Origin of the sequence: Psychrobacter sp. 1Y6, from assembly GCF_052258385.2 — a bacterium.
Taxonomy (GTDB): Bacteria; Pseudomonadota; Gammaproteobacteria; order Pseudomonadales; family Moraxellaceae; genus Psychrobacter.
On record NZ_JBQQEW020000001.1, the window covers coordinates 2,896,524 to 2,910,231 of the forward strand.

Annotated in this window: 10 protein-coding genes; 6 read left to right on the plus strand and 4 right to left on the minus strand. The window is 43.7% G+C overall.

The genetic code is table 11. The features are described 5' to 3' along the window. Nucleotides 1–15: 15 nt before the first annotated feature. On the minus strand, nt 16–1,527 hold the full coding sequence (locus tag ACTXGF_RS25780) for an McrB family protein (protein ID WP_443533391.1): 1,512 nt from the start codon (nt 1,525–1,527) through the stop codon (nt 16–18). A 426-nt stretch (nt 1,528–1,953) separates the two neighbouring features. On the opposite strand from ACTXGF_RS25780, the gene ACTXGF_RS25785 reads away from it, so the two are divergent. Further along, nucleotides 1,954–2,679: a DUF4442 domain-containing protein gene (locus ACTXGF_RS25785; protein ID WP_443533390.1), complete on the plus strand. Its 726-nt coding sequence runs from the start codon at nt 1,954–1,956 to the stop codon at nt 2,677–2,679. A 39-nt stretch (nt 2,680–2,718) separates the two neighbouring features. Beyond that, the gene (locus ACTXGF_RS25790; RefSeq protein WP_443533389.1) at nt 2,719–3,198 is read left to right on the plus strand and encodes a RidA family protein; all 480 of its coding nucleotides are present in this window, start codon (nt 2,719–2,721) and stop codon (nt 3,196–3,198) included. A 105-nt stretch (nt 3,199–3,303) separates the two neighbouring features. Here the strand turns inward: ACTXGF_RS25790 and gspE are convergent, their stop codons facing one another. Next, nucleotides 3,304–4,857, minus strand: coding sequence for a type II secretion system ATPase GspE (gspE, locus tag ACTXGF_RS25795; RefSeq protein ID WP_443533388.1), 1,554 nt, complete (start codon nt 4,855–4,857; stop codon nt 3,304–3,306). 326 nt (nt 4,858–5,183) lie between these two features. Between gspE and ACTXGF_RS25800 the strand changes: the two genes are divergently transcribed. Continuing rightward, nucleotides 5,184–6,005: a thiazole synthase gene (locus tag ACTXGF_RS25800; RefSeq protein ID WP_443533386.1), complete on the plus strand. Its 822-nt coding sequence runs from the start codon at nt 5,184–5,186 to the stop codon at nt 6,003–6,005. A gap of 174 nt (nt 6,006–6,179) precedes the next feature. Further along, the gene (locus ACTXGF_RS25805) at nt 6,180–7,619 is read left to right on the plus strand and encodes a WS/DGAT/MGAT family O-acyltransferase (protein ID WP_443533385.1); all 1,440 of its coding nucleotides are present in this window, start codon (nt 6,180–6,182) and stop codon (nt 7,617–7,619) included. A gap of 93 nt (nt 7,620–7,712) precedes the next feature. On the opposite strand, the gene ACTXGF_RS25810 is transcribed toward ACTXGF_RS25805, so the two are convergent. Both ACTXGF_RS25810 and dxs read right to left on the minus strand, forming a co-directional pair. Further along, nucleotides 7,713–8,540, minus strand: coding sequence for an inositol monophosphatase family protein (locus ACTXGF_RS25810; protein ID WP_057758174.1), 828 nt, complete (start codon nt 8,538–8,540; stop codon nt 7,713–7,715). A 356-nt stretch (nt 8,541–8,896) separates the two neighbouring features. Then, nucleotides 8,897–10,969 carry a 1-deoxy-D-xylulose-5-phosphate synthase gene (dxs, locus tag ACTXGF_RS25815; protein WP_443533383.1) on the minus strand — a complete coding sequence of 691 codons (2,073 nt, stop codon included), beginning with the start codon at nt 10,967–10,969 and terminating at the stop codon, nt 8,897–8,899. Nucleotides 10,970–11,602: 633 nt separating this feature from the next. Here dxs and ribA point away from each other — a divergent pair. Continuing rightward, nucleotides 11,603–12,331, plus strand: a complete 729-nt coding sequence (gene ribA / locus ACTXGF_RS25820; RefSeq protein WP_443533381.1) for a GTP cyclohydrolase II — start codon at nt 11,603–11,605, stop codon at nt 12,329–12,331. 7 nt (nt 12,332–12,338) lie between these two features. Continuing rightward, complete coding sequence (gene hemF, locus ACTXGF_RS25825) at nt 12,339–13,349, plus strand: oxygen-dependent coproporphyrinogen oxidase (RefSeq protein ID WP_443533379.1); 1,011 nt, start codon at nt 12,339–12,341, stop codon at nt 13,347–13,349. The last annotated feature ends 359 nt before the right edge of the window (nt 13,350–13,708 follow it).

Consider the following 13,708-nt stretch of genomic DNA (forward strand, 5'->3'; position numbering starts at 1 on the left):
TGAACAGTCACCCTGCTAGTACAAACGCTGATAGATAGCAGCATGATTAAACTCACCATCCCTAGCAATCAAATCGGCATTGATAGTATAGCTATTCATACTCATAGACTGACCAAGAAAAGATCCCTGCCCTGCAAACATTTGGTGTTCAGCGGAAGCATTGTTTTGGTTGCCCATCGGATTATACAAGTCGTCATTCATCAATGCTTGACTGTCCTGTACAAACTGCTTACTTGTCGGTTGCTGCTCATCTCTAAAGATATACTGCAGCACCGTAATTTGACCACCAGCTGCTTGAGCCAATTGAGGGATAATTTGTTCAACGAGAGCCGTTTGTAATTGCTCTAACTGAGTGACTGCGAATAAAAACGCATGCCCCAACTGTGCTTCTGCTCCCAGTGTCTGCACAATACGTCTATTTAAGCCTATTAGTAACTTACTCAAATCTATCATAGCTGCTTCTGAACCGTCAGATAGGCCAGCATCAATGTCATTGCTGTCATAAATTATCGATAGTAAATTAGGCTGCGGTGGACAATCTACAAAGCGAAAACGTCGGCGTAATGCCATATCAAGTGGTGCTAAAGAATGGTCTTGGGTATTCATAGTGGCATAAATATCGACATTGGCAGGCACACTAAAGGCACGTCCAGAATATGCCAAACTCACTGTCATCGCATTTGGCTTGCCCGCTCGTTTATCAGGCTCTATCAAACTGAGAAGCTCGCCAAACACCCGTGACACGTTAGCACGGTTAATCTCATCAATCAGCATTGCGTAACGCTGCTGAGGGTCACGAGCTGCGCGTTGACATAGCTTCAGGAATGCTCCATCTTGCACCGCGTAACTCATTTGATTTTGATTAGAAGGGCTACTATTTGCTTGAGCGGTGCCACTCATGACAGGCCGTATACCTTCTACAAACTCTTCATAACCGTAGGCTTGATGGAAGCTCACCATACTAAAACGCTGCTGACCGATATTTTGATGGGGTTGGTTGTCACGCTGTGCTTGCTGAAACTCTGCTAATTGCTGCGATAAATCTTCTAGTAGCACCATACTCTCTGGCAATAAATACCATGCTCCACTATTGTCTTTATCAAAATAAGCTTGGCTAGCGCGGTTATCAAAACTGACTGTTTGAGAGTTCGTAGGACTATGTCTGCGTAACTCTAGCCAAGCTGTACTATCTAGATTTTTATCACGTGAGTTTTGAGCAGCTTTGGTCATGAAAAAAGGATGATCAATAATTTCTCGTACCTTTAACAAATCCTGTTGTTCAGCACGTAAATCTAAAAATACCAGACACAATACTTCGCGCCAGCTTAAACCTTGCAGCAGCTGTGCTAATAAATCTTCATTTTCAGTCTTGGGTAGATAGTCGGTATATTGCTTCGCGAGTTGCAGTAATCTATAGGTTTTACCTGTACCAGCAACGCCCGTATAAATAATATTGGTCGGTTCATGAGCAGACATATCAGGCATAACGTTATCCAGCGGCATTGAAAACAGGTTTAAAACAGACATGCTAACATTTTGTCATTATAACGTGGCTGTCTATTGGCATGGTAACTATAGTCAACCCTCTATAAATTAGATACGGTGCCAGTCTCGCTTAGACTACTATTTGTAGTACTGTCCCTCAGCTTCCTTGTATATCAGTCATATTAAACTGACTATACCAATCACTTAATAATACCAATGTCCAAATGATGCTGATAGATAAGATGACTAGGCTGCTTTAAGTGGCGATCTAAATTGATGACATAACCTAGCAACATAGCCACGCTACTATAGTTTTGTAAGCGCAGCAGTTCATGCTAATAATAGTAGGAAGGCAATGGTTGATGTACCATAGTATTTATAGAGACTTTCATTATCTATATTTGTGTCGCTATCATAAAAAGCCATGCTAAGAATGTCATTCAACTCATTTACGTTAAGGAATTTTGTATGTCAGGATTATTAAAAAAACTACCCGCCAAGTTGACCAATAAACTGCCAGCCAAAGTATCTGACAGCACAAAATCTTCAGTTGAAAAACCCAGTAGCACGCTAAAACCAATTAGCAATCAATTTACTAAACTGTTATCCGTCACCAAATATCTGCCTGCTGGAGCACGCTCAAGTATTTTATCTAAAGCGTTTGGCAAGGTCGTCCCCTATGTCGGCACGACTGGCATTTATTATGAGACGGTAGAACCAAACCAAGTCGTCGTTAGTTTAAACAACAATAAAGCCGTCCAAAACCATATCGGCTCTATCCATGCAGTCGCCATCACATTACTGGCTGAGACGGCTACGGGGTTTATTTTGGGTTTAAACTTGCCCTCTGATCGCATTCTGCTGATTAAATCTTACTCGGTAAACTTCCATCGTCCAATCAAAAAAGGTCAAATTGCTGCTATTGCAAGCTTGTCTGATGAACAGCGTTTGGATATCCTAAACACGCCTAAAGGTGAGATGATTATTCCTTGTGTCATCAAAGATCGTGAATCTGATAGTGACCGCGATCCAATTGTGGTTGAGATGACGTGGGCATGGATACCAAAAGCGGAGCTAGAGGCACGCCGCCAAGGTAAAGCGTCTGAAAAAGTTGCAGAAGATGACACTGAGACCGAGGCACCAATCGAAGAAAACGATGCCTCATCTACTCAAAATAATAGTAATGACAAGTAGTTAATAAAAAATTGATAACAAACCCAATGAGGAAACAGTATGTTCAAACTTAGTACTTGCCTATCTACGCTAGCGCTAGCGCTAGCCACTATGTGCTCATTGGGTTTTGTTCATAGCGCTAATGCCAATACGACGACAGCTGTCAGCATTGCTAAATCTAGCCCTACTTTCTTGGGCGATGGAGGTACTTATCCTTTTTCAGAAGCTGTACGCGTGGGTAATACATTGTATATGTCGGGACAAATTGGCTTTAAAGATGGCAAACTGGTCAAAGGCGGTATCAAAGCTGAAACTAAGCAAGTGCTAGATAATATCCATAGCACGCTATTAAAATATGGCTACCGAAAGTCTGATATTGTTAAATGTATGGTCATGCTGACTGATATGGATGACTTTGATGATTTTAATGAGGTCTACAAGGCTGAGATGATAAAGCCTTATCCTGTACGCTCAGCCTTTGGCGTATCAGAACTGGCTGCTGGAGCAAGCGTTGAGGTTGAGTGTATGGCTGCAAAATAATAGCGACTAAAAACTCTAAAGCTCCAAAATTAGAAAAATATTAAAACAACTGGCTATTTACGCCAGTTGTTTTTTGTCTGTTATACCGATATCTAGTTTGCAGATTTATACTAGTATTGTCTCGTCCGTTAACGCACTCTCCTTTGTCACTCGCAGCACTTCCTCCAATGTCGTGCGACCTTCTATGACTTTACGTAAGCCATCTGCACGTATCGACGGTGTTTGCTGGCGCGCATACTCTTCCAGCGCATACTCAGCCGTATTGCTATGAATCATACGGCGCAATGTATCGTCGATTGGCACGACTTCATATATAGCAGTACGCCCCTTAAACCCTGACTGATTACATTTATCGCAGCCCACTGGCTTGGGCAAACGAATCGACTCACTTGCTATATCTTTGGCATCACTTTTCAGCGTTGAGCCAATGCCAATTTCGGTAAACAGCTTGGCTTGCTCGGTATCAGCAGCCTGCCAGCTTTGACAATGTGAACATAAAGTGCGTACCAAACGTTGTGCTACTACGCCAATAAGCGACGACGACAACAGAAACGGCTCAACACCCATGTCCTGTAAGCGAGTGACCGCGCCAATAGCAGTGTTGGTATGTAGCGTCGATAATACCAAATGCCCTGTCAAAGAGGCCTGTACGGCAATCTCTGCTGTCTCTAAATCACGAATTTCACCAACCATCACCACATCGGGATCTTGTCGCAACATCGCGCGCAAACTTTTAGCAAATGTCATGTCTACTTTATTATTGACCTGCGTCTGCCCGATACCATCAAGCTGAAACTCAATAGGGTCTTCAGCGGTCAAAATATTGCGAGTTTGATCATTGAGATCGGTCAATGCAGAATATAGCGTCGTGGTTTTACCCGAGCCAGTCGGCCCTGTCACCAAAATAATGCCGTGCGGACGATGGATTAAGCGTTTTAGCTCAGTATAGTCATTATCAGACAACCCCAAATACGTCATATTCAAACGACCTGCTTGCTTGTCTAATAGACGCATCACCACACGCTCACCAAAGCTTGATGGCAAAGTCGATACACGCACATCGACCTCTCGCCCTGCCAGTCTTAAACTGATACGACCATCTTGCGGCACTCGCTTTTCGGCGATATCTAACTTAGCCATTACCTTAATACGCGAAACTAACAATGGAGCCAATTGGCGTTTTGGTGTGATGATTTCTTTTAGCTCACCATCAACTCGGAAACGAACGACCAAACGCTTTTCAAAGGTCTCAATATGGATGTCTGAGGCACTTAAACGAATGGCTTCGGACAATAAAGCGTTGATCAAACGAATGATAGGTGCATCGTCTTGTTGATCCATCAAGTCTTCAGTTTCAGGGACGCTATCTGCCAAGCTATCGAGATCAGGATGGTCCTCAAGTCCAGCAGCAATGTGCTGCGACTCTCCTGTATTGCCAGCATAAGCCGCGTTCATACGTTTTTCAAAATCATCCGCGCTGACACTTTCGTAAGTGGGTACACCGCGACTGCCTTGCTGCTGTAAAAACCGTACCGCTTCATTAATCGCTGATAACGGAGTCGCTTTGGTAAGTACCAATGTTGGTGGCAATTCCGGATCTATCGCAAGTATGGCCAAAATCTGATGGCGTTTCGCAAAGCTGTATGGCAACTGCATCATAAAGACGGCCCAATAAGTGAGGAGAAGATAAGAAGTACGCACGCCAAGACAGGGTTGATGCCTTGTCCTTAACAGTTCGAATCAAAAAAGACTGCCAGTAAGGTTGCATGAGTTTGTTATAATAGCATTTTGTTTTAGACGGGTATTATTTTATGTGACTGGCGCTTTATACCTATCGCCCAGCACATATTATTACTATCAGAGTTAGCATATCATGCGATTTTTTTCTAACAGCTTACCATTGTCTATTACAACTTTTAGATTACTTAAATTGCCCATCATATTTTGTCTGTCCCTTCTCCCGCTCGATATTAGGATTTTCCGTTATGTCAGAGAACGTTAGCACTACTCATCCAACACCACTTTTACAAGATACCTTTACTGTCGGTAGCCGTACCTTTTCTTCGCGTCTGTTAGTCGGTACCGGTAAATATAAAGACATGACGGAGACTGGAGAAGCCATTGTCGCTTCAGCAGCCGAAATCGTGACCGTCGCCATTCGCCGTGTCAATATTGGACAAAATAGTGATGAGCCTAACTTATTAGATGTGATTTCACCTGATAAATATACGATATTACCGAATACTGCTGGCTGCTTTGACGCCGAAACAGCCATTCGCACTTGTAAGCTTGCTCGCGAATTATTGGGTGGGCATAATTTGGTTAAGCTTGAGGTATTGGGGGATGAGAAAACCTTATATCCAAACGTTATGGAAACTTTAAAAGCCGCCAAAGTATTGATCGATGATGGTTTTGAAGTGATGGTTTATACGTCAGATGACCCTATCGTCGCACAAGAATTAGAAAGCATGGGCTGTGTCGCCATTATGCCGCTTGGCAGCTTGATTGGCTCAGGACTTGGTCTACTCAATCGTCATACGCTTAGCTTAATAATCGAAAACGCTAAAGTACCCGTATTGGTTGACGCTGGTGTCGGTACTGCGTCTGATGCTGCACTTGCGATGGAGCTTGGCTGTGATGGCGTACTAATGAACTCAGCCATTGCCAATGCACAAAACCCGGTAATGATGGCACACGCAATGAAACATGCTATGTGGGCAGGTCGCGCTGCGTTTTTGGCAGGTCGTATGCCTATGCGTAAGATGGCTACTGCCAGCTCACCACAGACTGGGTACTTCTTTCAATAAATTGAAGTATAAATGACATAGTATAATAGAGCGTGTTGAGTATTTACGTATAGTGCTGTCAGTGCTATGGTTGATTGCTTAACACGCTCTATAAAATAATAAAAAATGTTATTTGATTGAATATCTACTCATTATAATTTTCACATAACACTTATCGTCATAAAAGGATTTATTATGCGACTTCTCACAGCAGTCGACCAGTTGTTTCTACTTCTTGAGTCGCGTAAACAGCCCATGCACGTTGGTGGACTGTTTGTATTTGAATTACCAGACAATGCGGATAGCGACTTTGTCTATCAATTGGTAAAACAAATGCAAGAGTCTGATGTGCCGCCCAGCTTTCCTTTTAATCAAGTACTTGAGCATTTAGCCTTTTGGAAAAAAGACAAAGACTTTGATGTCGAGCATCATTTGCATCATGTCGCGCTACCAAGTCCTGGACGCGTACGTGAATTATTGATGTACGTCTCAAGAGAACATGGACGTTTATTAGATCGCGCTATGCCTTTGTGGGAATGTCATGTTATCGAAGGTATACAGCCAGAAATCGAAGGTGGACCTGAACGTTTTGCATGGTATTTTAAGATTCATCACTCTTTGGTTGATGGCATTGCAGCGATGCGTTTGGTTCAAAAATCCTTATCACAATCGCCAACCGAGCCAGTTACTCTCCCTGTCTGGTCGTTGATGGCGCGCCATCGTAACCAAGTAAACGCTATCTTACCTGCCGAACGATCTATCAGGGGTATCATAAAAGAGCAGATATCTACCATCAAACCTGTATTTACAGAACTGCTAGATAATGTAAAAAACTACGGTGATGAAGGGTACGTCGGTACTTTTGACGCGCCGATGAGTATCTTGAACAAACGTATATCAGCCTCACGGCGTATAGCCGCACAGTCTTATGACATAAAGCGGTTTAACGATATCGCCGAAAGGCTCAAAATTAGCAGAAACGATGTGGTACTGGCGGTCTGTGCAGGCGCTATTCGCCGTTATCTAATATTAATGGATGCGCTACCAAGCAAACCATTAATTGCCTTTGTACCGATGTCACTTCGTACGGATAATAGTATCTCGGGCAACCAGCTGTCATTTGTATTGGCGAACTTGGGTACGCATTTGGACAATCCACTGCGCAGGATAGAGCTTATCCATCGTAGTATGAATCATGGCAAACGTCGCTTTCGCCGCATGAACCAAGCGCAGGTCATTAACTACAGTATCGTCTCATACGCGTGGCAAGGCATTAATTTGGCGACAGGACTGTTTCCTAGAAAGCAGGCATTTAACCTGATTATCTCTAACGTACCTGGTTCTGAAAAACCGCTGTACTGGAATGGTGCTCGTTTGCAATCATTGTACCCCGCTTCTATTGTCTTTAATGGTCAAGCGATGAATATCACCTTAGCCAGTTATCTGGATAAGATTGAGTTTGGTATTACCGCTTGTAGCAAGGCGTTACCTCGCGTACAAGATATGCTGATGCTGATAGAAGAAGAGTTACAGCTGCTAGAAACTACCAGTAAAGAGCTAGCATTCAAAGGCATCACTGTTGAAGATAAAAATGACAATAAGGGTAATGATAAAACAAAAAAGCTGGCTCCATAACGGAACCAGCTTTTTTTCATTCATACTCAATCTAGATATTACTTGAATTTAAATCTTGCAAGCGCTAAACGTTAATACCATTAAGGTTAACGTTTAGATTGCATCACCCCAGATTGGAACAACTGTCTGCATCAATGGCTTGAGCAATTTCACATTACAAGCAAAGATAGAGCCTGATGTCATAGAATTGTGCGCGCCAGTATGATCAACCACCACACCGCGTGCTTCAGTTACGATAAGCTCGCCCGCTGCGATGTCCCAAGGCTTGATAGACATCTCAAAATAACCGTCAAAACGACCAGCGGCAACATAGCACAAATCAAGCGCAGCTGAACCCATACGACGTACCTGACCACCTGCCTCAGATATCTTCTGTAAGCTCTCAAAGTGCTGTTTAGCATAAGAGATAACTTCGCCATTGCGCTTACGCTCAAGCGGATGTCCTGTCGTAAAGAAACCGCCATCAATGGTTTTACGCTCGCTCACTTGCATACGGCGATTGTTCAAGCGCGCGCCTTTACCACGGCTCGCTGAGAACATCTCATCACGTACTGGATCATAGACCACACCATGTTGGGTAACACCTTTATGCTGTACAGCGATAGATACGCAGAACTGCGGCACACCATGAACGAAGTTCTTAGTGCCATCTAGTGGATCGATAATCCAGCACCAGTCAGCATCTTCGCCGCGGCCTTCTTGCATACCAAACTCTTCACCCAAAAATGAATGATTAGGATAGCTGGCTTTTAGCGTCTCAATCGTGAGCTCTTCGCTAAAGCGATCAATGCGGGTAACCAGACCATCAAGTCCTTTAGACTCAATATCTAACTCGATTTTGTGGCGGTTTTGATGCGCATATAAAATCTCTTTACCAACTTTTTCAGCAGTACGCGCTGCGATGACGACCATGGGTTCCATAAATAACCTATTTGCTTGATGAATGAATATAAAAAAATAAGACTAACTCTGTGCCCACAACATGCCAAACAGCCGCCGCATCACACCACATCTATGCGATTAAAAACGTGTCTCTTATAAACGAAAACTTATAAAAGACACTCGCATTATACTAAAATTGTTCGATAAAAACGAAAAAACCGTTACGCTGACCAAGCCAGTACTTTGGCGATCATCTAAACTGCGCAAGTTGTAAAAAAGTTAGCACCTGCGGCTAGCAGGCGTTTGCTCTGTTTAAGGAGCTTATATCGGTTTTAATTCATGCCTTTTTAGCGCATTAATTTTTTAAAATAATATTGTAACGCTAGGAACATTGCTTACGATAAGAGCGTTTTAAGCTGTTTGATTACGCCCTCGACATCTAGACCACAATCAGCTAATTGCTCTGCTTGAGAGCCATGAGCGATAAAACGATCAGGAATACCGATATTAGCAATAGCTGGACGACTTTGCTTAAAGGCAGCCGACTCGTTGAGTAAATACTCATTCACTGCACTACCTGCGCCGCCCATAATCATGTGCTCTTCTAGGGTTGCTATATGAGTAACTCCTTGCGCCAGTAACGTCTCAAGCATTACCGTATCGAGCGGTTTTACCCAGCGCATATTGACCACCTGTATCTGGCAATCTAACGCTGCATCGTTATTTATTAAGCTTTCTGCTGCTTGCTGAGCAGTTGCTACCATCGTGCCAAAGGCCAATAATGCCAATTTGTAAGGTGCATCAGCTTTACCTAATACTGACTCGACAACCGCTTCACCAACTTTATAAGTTTGGGCTGGCTGCTTAATATCAGCACCTGTGCCTGTACCACGCGGATAACGTACCGCCGTGCAGCCTGGGTACTCATAGCAAGTATTGAGCAAATGGTAGCATTCGTTCTCATCTTTTGGCGCTGCAATCACCATATTAGGCACACAACGCAAGAATCCGAAATCAAACACGCCAGCATGCGTGGCACCGTCTTCACCGACTAGGCCCGCTCGATCAATGGCAAACATTACATCGAGATTCTGTAGAGCCACGTCATGAATCAGCTGATCATATCCACGCTGTAAGAACGTTGAATAAATCGCGACAATAGGTTTGACGCCTTGAGTTGCCATCCCAGCCGCTAGTGTGACAGCATGTTGCTCAGCGATGGCCACATCAAAGAAGCGCTCTGGAAAATGACGAGCAAAGTCCGTCATCCCTGATCCTTCTTCCATGGCAGGGGTAACAGCTAACAGCTTATCGTCTTCGGCCGCTTTATCACATAAGAACTGGCCAAACACTTGCGAATATTTTAACGCTGGCTTTGTACTTGGTTGCTTTTTTAGCTGCTCTACAGAGTCAGCTTTAGACGCTTCATGCGCTTTATGATTTTCGACTGGCAATTTACTGATTGCATGATAGCCCACAGGATCTAATTCTGCTGGCGCAAAGCCTTTACCCTTAGTGGTATAAATATGTACCAATACTGGGCCTTTTACTTGCTTCGCCAGTGACAATACGCGCAGTAGCTCAGGGATATTATGCCCATCAAATGGACCAAAATAGGTAAAACCAATCGCTTTGAATAAGTTGTCTTCTAACTGTGGAACATCGCGCATCTCTTTATGACGCTTGCGGCGATCGAACGCCTGCATATCAGGGCGGTGGCAGAGTACTGGCTCACCTGACTCAGAGATATCAACTTGATAACCTGACTCCCAAAGCATGGCTAAATGTCGTGAAAACCCGCCAATAGAGCATGATATCGACATATCATTATCATTTAGGATGACCAGCAAATCAGCATCTTGCTGTACTGCGTCATTCATGGCTTCAAATGCCATGCCGCCTGTCATTGCACCATCGCCGATGATGCAAGCAACCGTTTGCTCGCGGCCTTGATAACGCAGTGCGAGACTCATACCCAGACCAGCTGAAATAGAGGTCGATGAATGCCCAACGCCAAATGTATCGTAGACAGATTCTGCGCGCTCAGGAAATGCTGTCAGACCATCTTTAGACCTGATAGTACCTAGCTGCTCACGGCGACCTGTCAGTACTTTATGAGCATAGGCTTGATGACCCACGTCCCAGACGATTTGGTCTTGCGGCGTCTCTAACAAATAATGTAGTACGATGGTCAGCTCGACCACGCCCAAATTGGCACCAAAATGCCCACCGCTCTGACCAGCTGAATACAATAGAAAAAGGCGCAATTCATCGGCCAGCGTAATAAGCTTAGCCGTTGAAAGCGTACTGAGGTCAGTGGGTGTATCAATTGCATCAAGCAATGGCGTATGAGGACGCACACGTGGAATCACAGTATAGGTCTGCTGTAAGCTCGATAGCTGAGCAGCAGAATCCAGCACTGATGTAGATAGGGACTGAGACTTTGGAGAATGAGGTGACTGCTGCATAAACCGTACGATACCTACCAATCTGCTGACAAGACGTGTCTTTAAAATATAGCGGTGACTATAATCAAAAGACGTCAATAATACCTACATCATTATTGATGTAATCGACCATATAATTATTCATGCAACTTTCGTATTTGTATAGCTGCGCTACTTACGACAGTACACACGCTAGCACAATAGACTGCGCGCCAATACCAACGTTTTGATATCAAAATATTGATGCTTTTACACTATTGACTACTGAGGGGTGACATTATGCCCTATTATTTTGCATCAATAGCGGATGTTAGTGACGACATAGTAATGTAAGGGTAAAGACTTGTCACTGTATCCGTCAAAATAGTATGGCATAATAGCATTTTTTTTTAATTGTCGCTTTAATCATCGTGCGTCGTCTGTGAACTTTGTGTGTTTTTATAAAAAATACAATGAGCACGCTGTCTTTATGAACAGGTTATACTGGTATCATCTTAATCTTAGCAGTAAAGTTTAGGTGACATGCTCATCTCAACTAATAGTTATTTCGAAAACAGTAGTTATCTCGAACAGTAACCGTCTCAAACAGCGCTCGTTTCAAACAGCAATAACATACTTTTCACCGCCACGACTTTAGGCTTATGTAGGACAGCAATGTCATATCAATTTATCACTAGTGCCAAATTACCCACTCGTCACGGCGAGTTTGATATTCACATCTTTGAAAATAGCGAAGGTCAAGAGCATGTCATGCTGACCGTTGGTCTAGCTGTGGTCGATCAACAGACAGATGATGTGGCTAGTCAACCCTCAAACGACAAGATATTGAGCCAAAAAGATGAATCAGTATCGAAGCAAGTACCGCTCATTCGCATTCATTCTGAATGTCTGACAGGCGACGCGTTTAGCTCATTGAAATGCGACTGTGGTCCGCAGCTCAATACTGCCATGCAAGCCATCCAAGAGTCAGGTTGCGGTGCGATTTTGTATTTGCGTCAAGAAGGCCGCGGTATTGGTTTGACCAATAAGATTCGTGCGTATGCCCTCCAAGATCAAGGGCATGATACGCTGGACGCCAATCTAATGTTAGGATTGCCTGCCGATGCGCGTATCTATGATATGTGTGGTCCGATGCTTGCCCATGTCGGTGTTGACGCTGTCAGGCTCATCACCAACAATCCAAACAAAGTCGCTTATCTGACTGAGCATGGTATTGATGTTGTCGAACGGGTTCCATTGTTGGTCGGTGTCAATGATATGAATGCTGAATATCTAGCAACCAAACGTGATCGCATGGGCCACTTGTTTGATAAAAATATCAATCTTGATATAGATGCTTCTCTCGATACAGACCTTAATACCGCCATACACCTGAATAAATAGATATCTTATGAGTATTACAAATACAAATAACGAAACAGACTTATCAACGGTGGCGTCTGTGACGACGCCAACCAATAACGACATCATGCGAGTGCGCGAATTTTTGGTTGATTTACAGGCACGTATCTGTGAATCGCTAGAAGCACAAGAGCGTGACGGCAGCACTAATGACAATGAGCATGCGACCTTTGTACCTGATGACTGGGAACGTCCTGAAGGCGGTGGCGGACGGTCGTGCGTATTGGCAGATGGCGAGGTCATCGAAAAAGCAGGCGTCATGTTTAGCCATATTCATGTACATAACCTACCCGCCTCGGCGACCGCGCGTCACCCCAATATCGCTGGACGTAAAGCTCAAGCAATGGGCGTGTCACTGGTTGTCCATCCCAAAAATCCAAACGTGCCTACGAGCCATGCTAATGTGCGTTTATTCGTAGCGGAAGCGGAAGGTGAAGCTCCTATTTGGTGGTTTGGTGGTGGTTTTGACTTAACGCCATTCTATCCAGTACTCGCTGATTGTGTACACTGGCATCAAGTTTGTCATGACTTGTGTGCGCCTTTTGGAGACAATATCTACGCTGATTTCAAACAGTGGTGTGATGAGTATTTCCATCTACGCCATCGTGATGAGCAGCGCGGCATTGGCGGCTTGTTTTATGATGACGTCAGTACTGAAAGTCGTGGCTGGGACTTCGAGACTTGCTTTAACTTTATGAAAGCCGTGGGCAACGGTTATCTTGACGGTATCATGCCGATTTTTGAACAACGTAAAAATACGCCTTATACTGAAGCGCAGCGCGAGTTTCAGCTCTATCGCCGTGGTCGCTATGTTGAATACAATCTGGTCTACGATCGCGGAACGCTATTTGGGCTACAGAGCAACGGACGTATCGAGTCAATTCTAGTCAGTATGCCGCCACTTGCCAGCTGGCATTATCGTTTTGAGCCTGCTGAAGGAACGCCTGAATTTGAGTTGACCGATTATTATCTAAAACCGCGTGATTGGTTAGCACTGTAGTTTTCGTAAATATTAAAAAGGTCAGCTGCTATCGCTGGCCTTTTTTATTGTCAGTACTATCCAAACGAGCCATTCTCACGTTGTTATTGTAAAAAATATGTCGTGTATTTACCAATACAATCATCGTAACCAACTATAAACAGTAACAACCAAGTTAAGTTATGCTTATTTAAAATATTACGAGGATATAACAACTATATAATTCCCAATGCACAGATAACCGTTACAATAGAAGACGTTCTTTATTAGCAACTGTGCTCAGAAGAATTTTAGGCAGTATTTTGTATAACTATATTTTACGACGAAGCGAGCGTTTGTAATCGCGCTTACTATTAGCCAAGTTTAAAGGAGTAAGTCAT